This window comes from Nocardia sp. NPDC004068, assembly GCF_042874315.1.
Taxonomy (GTDB): Bacteria; Actinomycetota; Actinomycetes; order Mycobacteriales; family Mycobacteriaceae; genus Nocardia.
On sequence record NZ_JBIAMW010000002.1, the window covers coordinates 371674 to 389518 of the forward strand.

The 17845-nt window shown below is 67.3% G+C and carries 16 protein-coding genes; 14 read left to right on the forward strand and 2 right to left on the reverse strand.

The genetic code is table 11. From position 1 onward, the window contains the following. The first annotated feature begins 95 nt into the window (after nt 1-95). The 3 genes from ACFYTQ_RS05905 to ACFYTQ_RS05915 all read left to right on the forward strand — a co-directional run bounded on the left by ACFYTQ_RS05905 (nt 96) and on the right by ACFYTQ_RS05915 (nt 2332). Entirely contained in the window at nt 96-665 is a 570-nt protein-coding gene (locus tag ACFYTQ_RS05905) for a helix-turn-helix domain-containing protein (protein ID WP_387357506.1), read from the forward strand. Between the two features lie 136 nt (nt 666-801). Then, nucleotides 802-1842, forward strand: coding sequence for an isopenicillin N synthase family dioxygenase (locus tag ACFYTQ_RS05910; RefSeq protein ID WP_387357507.1), 1041 nt, complete (start codon nt 802-804; stop codon nt 1840-1842). 25 nt (nt 1843-1867) lie between these two features. Then, complete coding sequence (locus ACFYTQ_RS05915; protein ID WP_387357508.1) at nt 1868-2332, forward strand: VOC family protein; 465 nt, start codon at nt 1868-1870, stop codon at nt 2330-2332. Between the two features lie 32 nt (nt 2333-2364). On the opposite strand, the gene ACFYTQ_RS05920 is transcribed toward ACFYTQ_RS05915, so the two are convergent. Then, a complete protein-coding gene (locus ACFYTQ_RS05920; protein ID WP_387357509.1) occupies nt 2365-3936 on the reverse strand; it encodes a DHA2 family efflux MFS transporter permease subunit in 1572 nt (523 codons plus the stop codon). Between the two features lie 80 nt (nt 3937-4016). On the opposite strand from ACFYTQ_RS05920, the gene ACFYTQ_RS05925 reads away from it, so the two are divergent. Then, nucleotides 4017-4655, forward strand: a complete 639-nt coding sequence (locus tag ACFYTQ_RS05925; RefSeq protein ID WP_387357510.1) for a winged helix-turn-helix transcriptional regulator — start codon at nt 4017-4019, stop codon at nt 4653-4655. Between the two features lie 61 nt (nt 4656-4716). Here ACFYTQ_RS05925 and ACFYTQ_RS05930 read toward each other — a convergent pair whose 3' ends face one another. Continuing rightward, nucleotides 4717-5163 carry a tautomerase family protein gene (locus ACFYTQ_RS05930; protein ID WP_387357511.1) on the reverse strand — a complete coding sequence of 149 codons (447 nt, stop codon included), beginning with the start codon at nt 5161-5163 and terminating at the stop codon, nt 4717-4719. Between the two features lie 88 nt (nt 5164-5251). On the opposite strand from ACFYTQ_RS05930, the gene ACFYTQ_RS05935 reads away from it, so the two are divergent. The 10 genes from ACFYTQ_RS05935 (at nt 5252) to ACFYTQ_RS05980 (ending at nt 17840) form a co-directional block, all read left to right on the forward strand. Then, entirely contained in the window at nt 5252-5851 is a 600-nt protein-coding gene (locus tag ACFYTQ_RS05935; protein WP_387357512.1) for a TetR/AcrR family transcriptional regulator, read from the forward strand. Between the two features lie 633 nt (nt 5852-6484). Beyond that, the gene (locus ACFYTQ_RS05940; RefSeq protein ID WP_387357956.1) at nt 6485-7357 is read left to right on the forward strand and encodes a ParB N-terminal domain-containing protein; all 873 of its coding nucleotides are present in this window, start codon (nt 6485-6487) and stop codon (nt 7355-7357) included. Between the two features lie 92 nt (nt 7358-7449). Next, nucleotides 7450-7929, forward strand: a complete 480-nt coding sequence (locus ACFYTQ_RS05945; protein WP_387357513.1) for a hypothetical protein — start codon at nt 7450-7452, stop codon at nt 7927-7929. A gap of 19 nt (nt 7930-7948) precedes the next feature. Next, nucleotides 7949-9340: a cytochrome P450 gene (locus ACFYTQ_RS05950; RefSeq protein ID WP_387357514.1), complete on the forward strand. Its 1392-nt coding sequence runs from the start codon at nt 7949-7951 to the stop codon at nt 9338-9340. 22 nt (nt 9341-9362) lie between these two features. Then, entirely contained in the window at nt 9363-10952 is a 1590-nt protein-coding gene (locus ACFYTQ_RS05955) for an aldehyde dehydrogenase family protein (protein WP_387357515.1), read from the forward strand. 63 nt (nt 10953-11015) lie between these two features. After that, a complete protein-coding gene (locus ACFYTQ_RS05960; protein WP_387357516.1) occupies nt 11016-12143 on the forward strand; it encodes an acyl-CoA dehydrogenase family protein in 1128 nt (375 codons plus the stop codon). An 11-nt stretch (nt 12144-12154) separates the two neighbouring features. Next, nucleotides 12155-13465 carry an aspartate aminotransferase family protein gene (locus tag ACFYTQ_RS05965; RefSeq protein ID WP_387357517.1) on the forward strand — a complete coding sequence of 437 codons (1311 nt, stop codon included), beginning with the start codon at nt 12155-12157 and terminating at the stop codon, nt 13463-13465. A gap of 12 nt (nt 13466-13477) precedes the next feature. Beyond that, nucleotides 13478-13930: an SRPBCC family protein gene (locus tag ACFYTQ_RS05970; RefSeq protein ID WP_387357519.1), complete on the forward strand. Its 453-nt coding sequence runs from the start codon at nt 13478-13480 to the stop codon at nt 13928-13930. Nucleotides 13931-13998: 68 nt separating this feature from the next. Continuing rightward, nucleotides 13999-16848 carry a type I polyketide synthase gene (locus tag ACFYTQ_RS05975; protein WP_387357520.1) on the forward strand — a complete coding sequence of 950 codons (2850 nt, stop codon included), beginning with the start codon at nt 13999-14001 and terminating at the stop codon, nt 16846-16848. After that, the gene (locus ACFYTQ_RS05980; protein ID WP_387357521.1) at nt 16845-17840 is read left to right on the forward strand and encodes a bifunctional lysylphosphatidylglycerol flippase/synthetase MprF; all 996 of its coding nucleotides are present in this window, start codon (nt 16845-16847) and stop codon (nt 17838-17840) included. Before ACFYTQ_RS05975 ends, ACFYTQ_RS05980 begins: the two co-directional genes overlap by 4 nt. Nucleotides 17841-17845: the final 5 nt, after the last annotated feature.

A 17845-nucleotide genomic window follows, 5' to 3' on the forward strand; every position in this document is an offset into this window, starting at 1 on the left:
TCATACTGGCCATTTCGAGTTACGTGGACATTCGGTTCTGTAACGATCACATGAAGAGGAAGCGCGTGACAGAACGGACTTCGGAGGCTGGTTCGTTGGACGAGTCGCGTCTGTCGCGCCGGGCGGGGGACCAGCTGCGCGCGCTCCGTAAGAAGCGGGGGCTATCAACGCGCGAACTCGCGTCGCTGGCCGGAATCAGCCAGCCCTTCCTCTCCCAGCTGGAGCGAGGCATCTCCGCCCCCTCGATGATCACCGTCTATCGGCTCGCCGAGGCGCTCGACGTGCTCCCCGGGGCGCTGTTGCCGCCGGTCACGGACGACGTGGTCACCGTCGTTCGGGCCGACGAGGGCGGGCGCGTGCCGGTCGCCGCGCGAGCTGACGCGGTCGTCGGTCGCACCCTGCAGATGCGCCCGGACAACGTGCTGGAGGTCATCGAGTACGTCATCGAACCGGGACGGTACATCGGCGAATGGTTCCAGCTCGAGGGCGATCTCGGGGTTTACGTGGTCTCCGGCACCCTCCTGGTCGAGGTCGAGGGGGCCGGTTCGTTCGAGCTCGGGCCACGCGATTTCATCGCGCACTCGGCGGCGATGAGACACCGCTGGTTCCTGGTCGGCGACGAACCCGCGCACGTCGTCCTGAGTTTGGCGCATCCGGCGGGCTAGGCGCGAAACAGGACCGAAACCTCGGGTGCGTAACCTTCCTGATGCCCGAGTTCAACAAGACAGCGAGGCCGACTCCTGGCCGGGAAAGCGGACACCTCCGGGCGCACCACAGTCCGTACCACATCAGGAGGTCATCGTGAACACCTTCCAGGTTCCCGCTGTCGACATCAGCCCCTACGTCCAAGGCGGAACAGCCGCGGCGCGCGCCGACGTCGCCGCGGCCATCGACCTCGCCTGCCGCGAGGTCGGCTTCATCCAAATCCTCGGCCATGGCATCACGCCGGAACTGATCGACGCCTTCACCAAGGCCGTGGACGACTTCTTCGCCCTACCTCAGGACGCGAAGAAACGATGGTGCCGCCCCGCCTGGGAGAACCGCGGCTACACCCCGCCCAAGTCCGAAACCCTCGCCCTGAGCGCGGGTGTCCGGTCCGAGACCCGGATGAAGGACTTCTTCGAGGCCTTCAACGTCGGCTCCTCGACCTCCGACTATCCCGGAACCACGCTGATCGAGAGCCACTACGCGGAGAACACCTGGCCTGCCCTGGACGGCTTCCGGGCCAGGGTCGACGCCTGGCGTGCCGAGGCGGGCCGCGTCGCACGCACGATGGTCACCATCTTCGAAGACGCGCTCGGTGTGGAACGGGGTGCCATCGCCGAGTCGGCGACCCACCCGATCGAAGTCCTGCGGATCAACAACTACGCGCTACCCGAGGGCACCCACGTCGAGGTCGACGAGGACCTGATCGGTATGGGCGAACACACCGACTACGGGATCGTCACCATCCTGTGGGCCGACCAGGTCAAGGGACTACAAGTTCTGCACGGCACCCGGTGGCACGATGTGCGACCGGCCGATGGCGCACTCCTGATCAACCTCGGCGACCTCACCACGCGGCTGACCAACGAGCAGTGGCTCTCCACCCTGCACCGGGTCAAGCCACCGATCGTGAACGGCACGATTCAGCGCCGACGCTCCGCTGCGTACTTCTTCGACGGCGACGCCGAGGCGGTCATCGGCCCGCTCCCCGCTTTCGTCGACGCCCAGCACCCTCGCCTCTACGCCGACGTCACCGTCGACGAACACATCGCGGCCAAACTCGCGGGCTCGCGCGCCGGAGTGATCAACACCGCCGCACAACGGGAGGCCACACGAGTCCTGACAGCAGGCTCCTGACCCCTCGTGTGAGCCGCCCGCATTGATGGTGGGGGAGCGCTACCGTACCGGAGTAGGCTCCGGTGCCGTGCACCTCACTCAGATTCGCTTGATTGTGGCCGATTTCGACGGCTGTGTGGCGTTCTACCGCGATGTTCTCGGCCTCACACCGCAAACGGATGATCCGCGGCCGCCCTATGTCGCATTCAAGCCCGAACTGGGCAGCACATTGGCTCTCCACGATCGGTCGAATCTGGCTGCGGCGCTTGGTGATACGCTCCGATCCGGATCGGAGGCAGGCGAGGACGCGGCAATGGTGTCGCTGCGGGTCGACGATCTGACCGCCTATCTGGCCGAGATAGCTGGCCGCGGAGCCGAGATCCTCGCCGGACCCATCGAATACGACGGCCGCATCCGCTGTGCGTATCTGCGTGATCCGGACCGGAACCTGATCGAGATACAGCAGTGGCTCGCCACCCGCACCGGCGAGGCCGTGCCCTCCGCGGGTTGAGGCCGCCTCGCGACCGCAAGCGAAAGCACTGATCAGACAGCAGGTCTCGAGCTTTCCCGCCGTGCCGAAACACGCTGTGGCTCAGGCTGTTGCGGTGGTTGAGCGGGCAGGAACGCCGCCGCGAGCAGCGCTCCGCCGGCCGCGACCGCGCCCGCCACGACGCAACCGACGCGCAGGCCGTGGTCGAAGGCGTCGGTCGCCGCCCACCGCACCGCCTCCGCGGTGGCGCCTTGGCCCGCGGCGGTGAGTCGGTCGGCCAAACCGTAGGCCGCACCGATGGACTGGTGCGCGAGGTCGGCCAGCGCGGAGGGCAGCGATTTCGGCAGTCCGGTGTCGAGCCGGGCCCCGTACAGCGAGGCATAGACGCTGCCGATCACCGCGACACCGAGGGTTCCGCCGAGCAGCCGGGTGGAGTCGTTCACCGCGGACCCGACTCCGGCTTGGTGGGCGGGCACCGCCCCCATGATCGACTCGGTCGCGGGCGCGGTGGTCAGCCCCATGCCCAGACCGTAGACGACCATCTGGATGGCGATGACTCCGTAGGGATACGTGGGTGTGATGTCGGCGGCGACCCAGAAGTAGAAGCCCGCCTGCAACGCCAGCCCCGCCGTGACGACGGCCTTGGTGCCGATCGTGACGGCCAGCCGGGTGCCCACGGCCGATCCGACGGCGACCGAGACCGCCACGGGCAGCAGGTGCACGCCGGTGGACAGCGGGCCGTAGCTCCGGATGAACTGGAAGTACTGGGTCATCAGGAAGATGAACCCGAACAGCGTGAAGAACCCGACCGTGACCGCCGCGCTGGCCGCGCTGAAGCGCATGTTCGCGAACAGCCGCACATCGAGCATGGGTGAGTCGACCCGGCGTTCGGCGAGGACGAACGCGACGACCAGGACCGCCGACCCGGCGTACCCGAGCAGCGACGGCGTCGCGGTCCAGCCCCGGTTCGGGGCCTCGATGATGGTGTAGACCAGCAGCGCCATGAAACCACCGGACAGTACGAGGCCGGGGACGTCCAGCCGGTGTGCGAGCGCGGACGCCGACCGCGGCACACACGCCGCCGCCAGGACGATAACGGCCAGCGACACGGGCCCGAGCGCGTAGAAGATACTCGACCAGCTGAAATGCTCCAGCAGGTACCCGCCCACGATCGGCCCGAGGGCAATGGCCATACCGGCTGTGGCACCCCACAGCCCGATCGCCAGCGCGCGTTCCTTCCGACCGGTGAACACCCCGATGAGCAGCGACAATGTGGCCGGGAACGTCATCGCCGCACCCAGGCCCATCACCGCACGGGCGGCGATCAGCTCGCCCGAGGAGTTCGCGAAGCCGCCCACGTAACTCGCGGCCCCCAACACCGCCAGCCCGGCCAGCAGCATGCCCTTGCGGCCGAAGCGGTCGGACAAGCTGCCCGAGGTGAGCAGCAGCGCGGCGAACACGAGGTTGTAGGCATCGACCACCCATTGCAATTGCGCGGTGTCGGTGTCGAGCGCACGGGTCAAGGTCGGCAACGCCACATTGACCAGCGTGGTGTCCAGATTGATGACGAAGGAGGCGAACAGAAGCGCCGTCAGGACCAGCGGTTTGGATCGAAGACGAGACATGGTTGAATACTAGAACCTGTAAGTTTAGTTTTTCAATCGATGAGGAGAGATCTTCTACTTCCGCTTGGTAGAGTGGACGCATGCGAAGCTATGGCCAGTACTGCTCGATCGCCCGCGGCCTGGACGTCGTGGGGGACCGGTGGACATTGCTGATCGTGCGCGAGCTGCTGATCCAAGGTCCGTGCCGGTTCACCGACCTGAAGAACGGGCTACCCGGCATCGCCGCGAACCTGCTGTCCACGCGCCTTCGCGAGCTCGAACAGGCCGAGCTGATCGAGCGCGACGAAGCGCCCCCACCCATCGCGACCACCCTCTACCGGCTCACCGAGGCGGGCCGGGAATTGGAGCCCGTGCTGAAGGCGATTGGACTCTGGGGCCTGAGATACATGGGCACAGTGGACCCGCGCGACGCCTTCCTGCCCCAGTGGTTGGCCTACGCACCCGCGTGGTTCAGCGTCGACGCCGCCCCCGAGGCCCCGCCTGCGGTGATTCAGCTCGTCGTCGGCGACGTACACGCGGTCATGGAGATCGGCGACGGCCGGATCCAGACCCGTGTCGGCCGAACCGATGCCCCCGACCTCGTCCTGGACGGACCGGCCAACGCCGTCCTCGGCCTACTCACGGGCGTGATCGACCTGGATCTCGCCACCCAGCTCGGCCTCACCGCCACCGGCCGCCACGATGTGCTCGGCCGCCTCCGCCCGTTACTCCCATCCTGACGGGCCTTCTTGACTCTTGCTGGGCGGCGCGCATCGCGACGCGCGTGAATTGTCCGCTGCTTCAGGCGAATTGGGCACCGTGACCGACGGACCAGTTCTCCTTCGCGGAGTCGAGAACATTGATGAAGATGTCTTCCGGCCGGATACCCGGGTTCTCACCGAGCAACTCGGCGATCCGCCCGAACAACGCGCGCTTCTGCGCACCTGTGCGGGTGTCGAACATGGTGATCTGGATGTACACGAGATCGTCACCGCGCCGCACGCCGAATGCGTTGCCGTAGCGGAAGTTCGCGGCGTCGTGTTCGGTGATGGTCATGAATTGATCACCCTCGGGAACGTCGAGTGCTTCGCGCATCGCCCGGTACACGGCGTCGAAGAGGGCCTGGCGGTAGCTCTCGGGCTTTCCGGCACGCAGCGAAATGTGGACGAGGGGCATGGCGAATCCCTTCGCATCCGGTCGGCCGCTCCTGGGGGCGCTGGATGACTGGCCGCAGACGGGACGAATCATTTTTGACGCCTTGATAAAAACAGGTTCTTGACACGCTGTCAAGTACTCTCGTACCTCGACACCATCCCTTACCGATCGGGAAGAAGCGTTGAGACCACGAGAATTCGACGAGGACGAGGTCCTGCGCATCGCGTTCGATCGGTTCTGGCGCAAGGGGGTGCGCGGCACGTCCCTGGCGGAAATCGCACGCGACGCGGGCCTCCAGCGCGGCAGTCTCTACAACGCCTACGGCGGTAAGGAGGCACTGTTCCTCCTCGCCTACGAGCGCTACGCGAACACGTACCTGGACACGCTGCGGGACGTGCTCGGCACAGGGACGCTCCGTGAACGTCTCGCGGCGTTCTTCGATGCGACGATCACGAACTTCCGTTCCGGCTCCCCGCCTCGCGGATGCCCGACCACACGCGGCCTGATGGAGTTGGCTCCGGGCAACGGCGAGGGGCTGGGTGAGCACGCGCGCCGCGCCTTCGCCGACCTCCTCGCCCGCATCACCGCCCTCGTCGAGGAAGCCTTGGCGGAGGGGCAACGACGGGGCGAGTTCGCCGGCACACCCAGGACCGCCGCCTTGCACATCGTGACGGTCACGCGCGGATTGGCCGTATTAGAACGGGCATTCGGCGACGAAACCGAACTTCGCGGGATCGCCGCACACACCATTGATCTGGTTCTGGGGGAGCGAGACCGCTGAGCTCGCGGTCGTCCGCGGGGTAATTCCCGCTTTCCGACGGGGAATTCGAGGCGCACAGACGTTGCTCGTGACGTTTTCGCTCCCCTACCTCGTTGTGCCAAGCGAACACCCAGTGATAAATCTCACTCTGGGGTCTCGGGTTTCGATGGGCTACGGCTCTACTCGAAACGCATGCTCAGTTCGGCGTGTCGGAAGTTTCGGCAGAGTCCCTGCACAGGATCGGTCGGTGGCGGAAACGGGCCGCACGACTTTCGCCTGGCCGGGAAGTATGGTTAATATCAATAATTTTGCTTGAAATCACTTGCCGGATTCGATCAGAGCGCGTGTAATCGTTCTCCCCGCTCGGTAGCCGTGTGGTATTTTGGCTTGCGCGGGTTGAGTTGATGGATGTCCTCGGCCGCAGATTCATGTGTTCGCCAGCAATGAGGCGATGGGGAGGGATTCGTGGGTAATGGGGACGGATTCGTGAGCATTCCGGACGGTGCGGGTTCGTTGCCGCAGTGCATCGCTTCCGCGACGGCTGTCATCCGAGAACAGCTACCGGATTCGAATGTGGTCGACATAGCGATATCCGACGTATTGCTGCCGGACGCGCCATTGCGGTCCGCAGGCGTGAACGCGGGTCACATTCGCATGCTGGCCGAATCGGCGGCGACATTTCCGCCGATCGTCGTCCATCGGACCACCATGCAGGTCATCGACGGCTGGCATCGGCTGCGGGCGGCGGCGCGGCGCGGCGATTCGACCGTGGCGGCGGTGTTCTTCGACGGGAGCCCGGCGGAGGCGTTCGTGCTCGCGGTGAAACTCAATGCCGCGCACGGATTGCCACTGTCGCTCGCCGACCGGAAAGCCGCGGCGCTCCGTATTCTCTCGTTGCATCCCGCCTGGTCCGATCGCTCGATCGCGGCTCTCGCCGGAATCTCGCACAAGACCGTGGGCGCGATCCGGGAGCGGTCGGGTGGGGAAATTTCCCACCCGACCAGTCGGATGGCGAGCAACGGCGTCCTGCAACGCGTCGGCGGCCGACAGCGGCGCGAGCATGCCGCCGAGCTGTTCACCGCCGATCCCGGCGCCTCCGCGCGGCAGGTCGCCCGCGCGGCCGGAATTTCGGTCACGACGGCCAAAGAAGTGCGGAAACAACTGAGGCGCGAGAGTGCTTCGGAACCGGCTCAGGGCGCTGTCGACAAGCCGGCCGACATCACCGACCTCGGCGACCGGCTGGTTCCGCCAGGCGTTCCCGACGTCGGCGCGCCGACGCCCGCGACCGCGGAACTGGCGCGTCAGCTGCGCAGGGATCCGTCGCTGCGCTTCACCGAGGTCGGCCGGAAACTCCTGCATTGGCTGGAGTTCCCGCTCGACGACGTCGCGGATTGGGATTCCGTCATCAGCAACATTCCGAGTCATTGTCTGCCACGTGTCGCCGAGCTCGCCAGGCGGCGCGCGCACGATTGGGCGCAGCTGAGCATTGCCCTCGACAGATTTTCCCGGACTCGGAGATGCGGCTGACCGCCCAGCGGCCTTTGACAGGCGCGGAAGGCTATTTTACTGTGTGGCCACAGTAATTTCGTAGCTGATTCGGCACATCTTCGAGGGTGCACATGGACACGAAAAATTGGTTTTTCACGCGAACGACCAGGAATCATATCCGGGCGGAATATCTGCTCGCGCTGGGTAGTCTCATCGTGGCCCTCGTCTCTCATTATTCCGAGGTCAACTGGATCGCCGCGGTGATTCTCTATCAGTACATCGATACCATCGGTCTCTATCCCGGTGTGATCGCGCTTCGGCGAAGTGAAACCGGCCGAATCGGTAAAATTTACTACATCCTCTACAACGTGTGCCACAGCGCGGTGGTACAAGGCATTCTGATAATCTTCCTGTGGCTGATATTCGGCTGGCGTTGGGAATTCCTGGCCGTTCCGATACACTTGTGCGCGGATCGCGGGTTCTTCAACAATTTCCCGAAGCCATTCGGCTTTCCGTTCGATCCGGTCGAACTTCCCGCCTTCGCCGAGCTGAAACAGCGCTACGCGGGGGAATCGCCGACCGGCGTGCCCGCCGAATATACCGAGGCCTGAATTCTGTCGAGGTGGTGAGATGGCCGTCCGGACACGCTCGTCGCAAGTCCACTCCATTCCGCATCCCCGCTGGCGGGTGCCCGTGCTGGGCGACCTGACCACCATGAACCTGACCACGCCCACCCAGGCGACCATGGCCCTCGGCCGTCGGCTGGGCCCGGTCTTCGAGCGCAAGCTGCTGGGGCTGCGTTTCGTCTTCGTCTACGACGCCGGCATCGTCGCCGAACTGTCCGACGAATCGCGCTTCGCCAAGAAGGAACTCCCCTTCCTGCGCGGCATCGGGGGCGACGGGCTGTTCACCGCGCTCAACGAGGAGCCGAATTGGCGCCGGGCGCACAATCTTCTGCGCCCGGCCTTCACCCAGTCCGCGATGCGGCGCTATCACCGGACGATGCTCGGGGTCACCGCCGAACTCGTCGACCGTTGGGATCGCGCTATCGGCGGGGAGGCGGTCGACGTCTCGGCCGATATGACGAGGTTGACGCTGGAAACCATCGCGCGTACCGCGTTCAGCTATTCCTTCGACGCCTTGCGGCAGGACGAACCGCACCCGTTCGTCACCGCCATGATCGAGTCGCTGTTCTACGCGCCCATCCGCACCATGCTGTCGCTGCCGGTGGTCGGCGATCCGCTGATGCGCCGCTTCGACCAGAGGGAGCAGCGGCGCCGCGACTACATGTTCGACGTCGTCGACGAGGTCATCGACGCACGGCTCGCCGGTGGCCCCACCCAGCACGACGACCTGCTCGAGCTGATGATGCGCGCGGCTCGGGAGGACGACCCGAACAAGCTGGACGAACGCAACATCCGCTACCAGATCGTCACCTTCCTGGTCGCCGGGCACGAAACGACCGCGGGCGCATTGTCTTTCGCGCTCCACTACCTCGCCCGGCATCCCGAGGTGCAGGCCCGGGCGCGCGCCGAGATCGAAGAGGTCTGGGGGCGCTCGGACACCGTCGCGTTCGAGCAGGTCGCGAAGCTGCGTTATCTGCGGCGGGTGATCGATGAGGCGCTGCGGCTCTGGCCGACCGCGCCCGTCTACTCCCGCCAGGCCCGGCAGGACACGGTCGTGGGCGGCCGATACCGCATGGCCGCGGGCGACAGCATGACCGTCCTCATCCCGCTGCTGCACCGCGACCCGCTGTGGGGCCCGGACCCGGAACGCTTCGATCCCGATCGTTTCGCCCCGGAGGCGGCCCGCGAGCGAGCCCCGCACATCTACAAGCCGTTCGGGACCGGCGAACGCGGCTGTATCGGACGGCAATTCGCAATCCACGAATCGATCCTCGTGCTCGGCTCGATCCTGCGGCGCTACGACATCGCCGACGACCCCGGCTACACCCTCCGTGTCGCCGAACGACTCACCTTCATGCCCAAGGACTTTCGCCTGCGATTGCGGCACCGGAACTGATCTCCGCGGGGAGGAAATACGTATGCTGAGCTACCCGGCACTGATCGGCGGGGCCGACGCCGAGCACACGCAGTGGATTCACACCATCAGGGCGAGCGCGCTGCTGCGGGACGAGATGTCGGCCCTGCGACTCAAGCGCGGGCTGGACCGGGGATCGGCCGCGACCACCGACGATCCGCGAATCCTCGGGCGGGTCGGAGTCTGCGATCGGGACCAGATAGCGGAGGCCGGCGCGGCGGCCGCGCGGGCACAGCCCGGCTGGTCGGCCCTGGGCATGGAGACGCGGCTGGAATTCGCGCGGCAGGTGGGCAAGGTGATCCGTGTCCATGCCGACCGATTCGTCGAAATCCTCACGGCCGAGGGACATCCCAAGCGGCTCGCGGAATGGGAGGTCTCCGGGGCGGTCAGCATGACCAGTGACGAGAGCCTGGATCTGTACCGCCGTCAGATGCGGCAGACCTCGCGGGTCGGCGACCGGGAGGTCCACCTCGTGCGCAAACCGGACGGCGTGGTGGCCGTCCATCCGCCGTACAACGCGCCCACGGCCAACTCCATCGTGTCGCTGGGCGCGCTGATCGTCGGCAACACGATCGTCGTCAAGGCGCCGCGCAGTTCGGCCTTCGGCACGGCCTGGTTCTGGCGCGAACTGGTCGCGCCGACGCTGGACGGCATGGGTGCGCCCCCGGGCACGATCAACCTGATCTGCGCGGCCCCCAACGAGGCCCTCGACGTCTGGCTCGACAGCGATCACGTGGACGACCTGATGTTCTTCGGCGACTCCGAGCGCGGCATCGAGATCGGGCGCCGCTGGTCGGCCCGCGGGAAGAAGGCCGTCCTGGAACTCGGCGGCAACGACGGGGTGCTGGTCTGGCGCGACGCCGACGCCGACCTCGCGGCCCGGGCCCTCGCCGAATGTTTCTACGGTTCGGCGCAGGTGTGTATCGTGCCGAAATACGCGATCGTGCACCCGGATGTCGCGCCCGCGGTGCTGGCCCGGCTGGTGGAGCTCGCCCGGGACATCCGGCCGGGGTACCCCGAGGACGACGACGCCCTGCTCTCCCCGGTGCTCAAGGCGGAGGACTTCACCACGGTGCTCGCCGACGCGCTCGCGCACGGCGCCGAATTGGTCTGCGGCGGAAACAGATTGGAGGTCACGGGGGAGGTCAGTGAGTTCGGGTACTTCGTGGAACCAACGGTCGTCACCGTGCCCGGGCTCGACGCGGCGGAGCGTCTCGCCGCGGTACGGCAGGAGACCTTCTTCCCGCTGTTGCCGATCATCGTGCCGGCGGCGGACTCCGACGCCCGGCTGCTGAGCGACTGCATCGACTTCCTCAACGCCAACTCGTACGGCCTGCGGAACTCATTGTGGGCGGGCGATACCGAGGTGATCACCGCGTTCTGCGAACGGGTGCACAACGGGGGCCTGCTCAAGGTCAACGACAGCCACATCGGATTCGTGGTCGGCTTGCCGAGCCAGGGCGGCGCCGGACTCTCGGGCGGTCCCTACGGGGAGGGAAACTTCCCCATCCTCCGTACGTCCCGGCTACAGGGCATCAGCGTCGCGTCGAATGTCGTTCCGCGCGAGGCGATCTTCGATTCGAGCGTGTCATGAACCACGCCGATCGGTATCCGGCCGAACCGACGTCGGCCGACGCACACGAGGGAGCGATGACCCGTGATTCTCGACGATGACGCCCGGCGAACCACCGAGAGATTGGCTCCGGGACTGCTCGCGGACCTCGGCGCGCATCCGCTGCTCGACCTCGAGGAGAACCCGAAGCTCGGGTTCGACGCCCTGCGGCGCGCGAAGGCGCCCGGGCTCCTGGTTCCCGCCCTGCACGGCGGCAAGGGCGCGACCGCCCTCGAGGCACTGCATCTGACGGCCGGGCTGGGCGCGGTGGCGCCCTCACTCGCCGTCGCGGCCACGATGCACAACTTCACCGTCGCGTCGATGTGCGCCTTCGAGGGCAAATTCCACGGTATGGAATGGGTGATCCTGGACGCCATCGCCCACGAATCGCTGCTCGTGTCCAGCGCGGGGGCGGAGGGCCGTTCAGGCGAGGGACAGCTCACGCCGAAGACCACCGCGCACCGCCGGGGCGACGAATGGATTCTCAACGGCTCGAAGAAGCCGTGCAGCCTCGCGTCATCGATGGATCTGTTGTCGGCCAGCGTCCAGCTGATCGAGGCGGGTCGACCGCCCCGGCTGGGCATGGTGCTGGTTCCCGCGAAGGCCGACGGGATCGAGGTGCGGCGCTTCTGGGATTCACCCGTCCTGCGCGGCGCGGAGAGCGACGAGGTCGTCCTGACCGACGTCGCCGTACCGGATCAGCTCGTGATGAAGATCGAGGAGAGCGACCGCATCTCGTTCGACGAGGTGCAGAAGGTCGGCCTGACCTGGTTCACGCTGCTGGTGTCCGGCACGTATCTGGGCATGGCAAGCACATTGGCGGACATGCTGTTCCGGCACGGCAAGGGCTCGGCCCACCTCCGCGCCGACATCGCGGGCGAACTGCGGGCGGGACTGCTGGCGCTGGAGCGCGTGGCCGCCACGCTGGACGGCCCGCCGGCGCCGCGGATGCTGCTCGACGCGCTGGTCGTGCGATACGCGTTGCAGAACTCCGTGCAGCGCTGCGTGGCCCGCACCGTCGAGGTGCTCGGTGGCATGGCGTTCATCAAGGATCCGGTCGTCGGCTATCTCGGCTCGGCGACACAGGCCCTGGCCTTCCATCCGCCGACCCGCACTGCGATGGGCGAAGCGGTGGACGAGGCGTTCCGGGGCAGCGAACTGCGGATCGTATAGCGGGGAGAGGCGTGACAATCGTGAACCACATCGCGGACGAGGACGACATCCTCGACCTGTGCTCCCGTCATCTCGGGCGCCGGCTCGCCGGCATCTCGCGGCTGCTGGGCGGGAAGGTCGAGGCCGAATCCCTCGGCGCCCGCCTGACCACCACGGACGGCGGTTCCTACGTCAACTGCGCGGGTTCGGGGGTCTTCCTGCTCGGCGCGCGCAACGAGATCGTGGTCGAGGCCGTCATCGATCAGATCCGCCGACACCCGTTGTCGGCTCGCACGCTGATCGACGACGTCAGCCCGCGCGCCGCCGCGGCCCTCACCGGCATCTGCCCGGCCGGGATCGACAAGGTGCACTTCGTGAGCTCCGGCACCGAGGCGACCGAGGCGGCCATCAAACTGGCCCGGGCCAACGGCTTCCGCCGCCTGATCTCCACCGTGAACGGTTACCACGGCAAGACCATGGGGGCGCTGAGCGTGACCGCGCGCGCGGTGTACCAGGACACATTCCGGCCGCTCGTCCCCGATGTCGTGGAGGTTCCCTACGACGACCTCGACGCGCTGCGGCGCGTGCTGTCGGATGGGGTGCCCTCCTGTTTCATCGTCGAGCCGGTCCAGGGTGAAGGCGGCGTTGTGGTCCCGAGCGAGGGCTATCTGCCGGGAGTGTCCGCGCTGTGCGCGGAGTTCGGCGCGTTTCTGGTCGTCGACGAGATCCAGACCGGCCTGGGCCGGGTCGGAAAACTCTGGGGGATCAGCGATCTGGGGGTCGAGGCCGACGTGCTGCTGATCGGCAAGATCCTCTCCGGCGGTGTCGTGCCGGTCTCCGCGATTGCGTGTACCTCGAAAGCGTACGCGCCGTTCGAGAAGGACCCCCTGCTGCACACCTCCACCTACAGCGGCGCGCCGATCGCGGCGGCCGCGGTGCTGGGCACGGTGCGTGCGCTCGCGGAGCAGGACATCGTCGCGCGCTCGCGGGCCCTGGGCGAGCGTTTGCTGTCGGCCTTCCGGGCCGCGGCCTCGGCCGCGCCCGCGGGCACCGTGCGCGAGATCCGCGGACAGGGTCTGCTCATCGGCATCGAATTCACCGACCCGGGCTTCGCCGGTGAGATGCTGCTCGGCCTCATCGAAAACGATGTGCTGGCAAATCATTCCATGAACAACTCCGCCGTCGTGCGTTTCACGCCGCCCGCGATCCTCGCCGAGGAGGAATTGCGGATCGTCGAGTCCGCGGTGGCCCGCGCGTTCGCCGGAATTTCCACCGACGAGGACGTCGCGGGCGCGCGGAGTACCGGCCGGAACGACCGCGACTCGGCCTCGGCGATCGGCTGACGGGAGAGCGAGATGAAGAACGTACGCATCGAATGCCTGGTGAAAGGTTATCCGCGCCACGAGGTCTACGAGACGCTCAAGGACGCCGAGGTGTATCGCCGCAACGCCCCGGACCGTGTCAAGCACGTCGAGACCGTGCCCGCGCCCGACGGTCGCGGGGGTATCACGAACTGGGAAGTGTACTTCCGCAACGGTCTGCTGAGCTGGTCCGAGCGCGACCACTACGACGACGACAACTATCTGCTCACCTTCGAGCAGATCGATGGGGACTTCGACACGTTCGAGGGCAGCTGGAGCGCCCGTGAGGGCGACGAGGCCGACGAGGTGCGGCTGCTGTTCGAGGCGGTGTTCGATTTCGGTGTGCCGAGCCTGGAATCGATCGTCGCCCCGGTCGCGGTCCGGGTGCTCACCCAGACGATGTCGAACATCGTGTTGCAGGTGTTCCCCGGCTCCTCGATTCTCTGACGCGCCCGCATGCCGGGCCGAATTTCGTTGTCGCATAGAACTTTTGGGGTTGGACGGAGATGACCACCGTGAGACATGACACCGAGTCCGTGGTGGACGCGCTCAGAAAGGCGCTGACCGAGCGGGAATCGTGGAAGCGCCGCGCCGAGCAACTGGAACAGCGAGCCGCCGAACCCGTGGCGATCGTGGGTGTGGGGTGCCGCTTTCCGGGTGGCGTGTCCTCGCCGGAGGAGTTCTGGGATGTGGTGTCGGGTGCACGCGACGTGATCTCGGAATTCCCTCGGGACCGGGGCTGGGCCGTGGACGGCGTATTCGACCCCGTGCCGGGGATGCCGGGCCGCTCGTATGTGCGCGAAGGGGGTTTCGTCGCGCGTGCGGGCGAATTCGACGCGGAATTCTTCGGGGTCGGTCCGCGCGAGGCGGCGGCGATGGATCCGCAGCAGCGGCTGTTGCTCGAGGTGTCGTGGGAGGCGCTGGAATCGGCGGGCATCGATCCGCGGTCGCTGACGGGCACCGACACCGGCGTCTACACCGGCTTGACCTATCAAGGGTACGGCGCACGGGGCTTTCATGAGGTCACCGGGTCCATGGGCGGACTGCTGGCAACCGGCGGCACGGCGAGTGTGGCCTCCGGACGGGTGGCGTACGTGCTGGGCCTGGAGGGTCCCGCCGTGTCGGTGGACACGGCGTGCTCGTCGTCGCTGGTGGCGTTGCATCTGGCGATGCAGGGACTGCGCGCGGGGGAGTGCTCGCTGGCGCTGGTGGGCGGTGTGACGGTGATGGCGACGCTCTCGTCGTTCGTCGAGTTCTCGCAGCTGCGCGCGCTGTCGGCGGACGCCCGGTGCAAGGCGTTCGGCGCGGACGCCGACGGGTTCGTGCCCGCCGAGGGCGTGGGCGTGGTGGTGGCCGAACGACTGTCGGACGCGATCCGCCTGGGCCATCGGGTCTGGGGCGTGGTGCGCGGTTCGGCGGTGAACCAGGACGGCGCGAGCAACGGGCTGTCCGCGCCCAGCGGTGCGGCGCAGCGGCGGGTGATCCGCTCGGCCTTGGCGAAAGCGGGAGTCGCGCCCGATGCGGTCGACGTCGTCGAGGGGCAGGGCACGGGGACGCCGCTGGGCGACCAGATCGAGGCGAACGCGCTGATCGAGACCTACGGGCGGGACCGCTCGGCGGACCGGCCGCTGTGGCTGGGCTCGGTGAAATCCAATGTGGGACATACCCAATCGGCCGCGGGCGCGGCGGGCCTGATCAAGATCCTGCTGGCGCTCCGGTACGAGGCGTTGCCCCCGACGCTGCACGCGACGCGGCCGTCCCCGGACATCGAGTGGTCGGGGAGCGGGGTGGAACTGCTCGCGTCGGGCCGCCCGTGGCCGCGCGCCGCCGATCGGGTGCGCCGTGCCGGGGTCTCCGCGTTCGGCATCAGCGGGACCAACGCGCACGTGATCGTCGAGGAGGCGCCGGCCGAACTCTCGGACTGGCGTGAGCCGGGGGACGAGTCGTCCCCCGCGGCCGCACCGGTGGTGGGCGCGGTGCCCTGGGTGATCACCGGACGGAGTGCGAATGTCGTTGCGCGCCAAGCGGAACGGCTCGTCACGCGGGTGACCGGCGACCCCGGGGCGCGGCTGGTCGATGTGGGCGCGACGCTGGCGGGCCGATCGGTGTTCGAGCATCGCGCGGTCGTGATCGGCGCCCACCGCGCGGGCCTGCTGGCCGGCGCCCAGGCGCTCGCCGGGGGAGTGGCCGCCCGGGAGGTGGTGACCGGGCGGGCGCGGGTGGCCGGCGGGACCGTCCTGGTCTTCTCGGGGGAGGGGTCGCAGTGGCCGGGAATGGGTGTGGCGCTGCTGGATTCGTCACCGGTGTTCGCCGACTACGTGGCCCGCTGCGAAGAGGCGCTGGCCGGACTGGTCGACTGGCGGCTGACCGATGTCCTGCGGGGAGCGGCGGGCGCGCCCGAACCGGATCGAGCGGACGTCGCCGGGCCGGTGCTGTTCTCGGTGCAGGTGTCGCTCGCGCGGGTGTGGGAGTCGCTGGGCGTGACCCCGGACGGGGTGATCGGTCATGCCCAGGGTGAGATCGCCGCGGCGCACATCGCGGGCGCGCTGCCGCTCGCCGATGCCCTGCGGATCATCGTGCGGCCCACCGGAACCGCTACGGAGACAACGACATCCGAGAGATCCGCGCTGAGTTTCTACTCCTCGGCCGCGGGCGGACTCCTCGACACCGCCGGTGTGGCGGAGGAGTACTGGCGCGGGGCCTCCGGCGAGACAGCGGGCCTCGACGCCGCGTCGCGCGTGGCGTACGCCGACGGCGTCCGCTGCTTCATCGAGGTCGGTCCCCACCCGATCCTGACGGACGTCCTCGCCGCCGCTCTGCGCGCCGCGCCGGATCGGGAGCCGGTGCACATCGGTGAGACGCTCCGACGCGACGACGGCGGAGCCGAACGGCTGTTGCTCTCGGCCGCCGATGTCTTCTGCGCGGGCGTCCACGTCGACTGGTCCCGATGCTTCACCGCCGCCCGGCGCGTCGACCTTCCGTCCTACGCGTTCGAGCGGCAGCGGTACTGGCTGGAGTCCGGCCCCGCGCCCGTCCAGCCACCGGCGTCGTTGTCCGCCCCGCATCCCGACTACGAGATCGCGGAGAAGCTCGAGCGGCTCGCGCCCGCCGACCGCTACCCCGTGCTGCTCGAGCTCATCTGCGACGAGATCAACGAGACGCTGCGCGGCGCGGGCCACGAGTCGGTCACCGCCGAGACCGACTTCACCGACATCGGCCTCGACTCCCTCTCCGCCGCCGAACTCCGGAACGGACTGACCGCCATGACAGGACTGCGACTACCCACCGGCATCGTGCTCCGACACCCCACCCCGGCCGCGCTGACCGGCTATCTCCTCGAACTGCTGCTGAAGGAGGCGGCGTGAGCCTCGATCTCGTCACCGCTCCCGACCGCCGGGGTCTCACGGCACTGCGGAAATGGTCACACAACCCCAGCGGATTCCTGGCGCTCAATCGAGGAAACAAGCAATTCCAGGTCCCGACCATCGACGGGGCGATCTTCTACCGTGAGGTGGGCCGACACCTCATTCAGCTCGGCGGCCCGTTCACCGAACCCACCGCGAAACCGGCGCTGCTCCGTGCGTTCGTGAACTTCGCGGAGAGCCGGAGAAAACATGTCGCCGCCATGCAACTCCTCCCCGACGACGCATCGGTCTACGCCGCCGAGGGTTACCACGTGAACCAATTCGGATCCTCCTACGCCGTCGATCTGAACGGTTACACGTTGGGCGGAAAGAAATTCGTCAAACTCCGCAACAAGATATCGCGGGCGATCCGGGCGGGACTCGAGATTCGCGAGGTGAAACACGCCGACGTGCGGGCCGAGATCGACGAGATCGACCGGAGGTGGCTCCGGCTCAAGGGCCGGTTCGCGCGCGAGATGGAATTCATGGTCGGCGAGGTCGGCGGTGAAAACCAGGATCTACGAAGACTTTTCGTCGGAACGATCGGCGGGGAAGTCGCCGGATACGTGTCGTACTCTCCGGTCTACGGAGCGCAGAGCGGCTGGCTGCACGATCTCAGCAGACGGGTCGAAGTAGCTCCGCCGGGGACGATGGAGGCCGTCAACTGGCATGCAATCGAGCGGTTCTCCGCCGAGGGATGCGGATTCCTACATTTCGGTCTGACGCCGTTCACGGGAATGTCCGCCGATACCTTCGCCACTCGGAATCGGACCTTGGCGTTCTTGCTCGGTGAACTCTATGATCATGGCAGCTGGATTTATCCGGCGGAGACCCAGCTCCAATACAAGCTGAAATGGAATCCGGCGCTCGTCATCCCGGATTATCTGGCATATCGCGGACGGCTGACGCCCGGGAAGATCTCGGGTTTGCTGCGTGCCATCAACATGATCTGAACAAT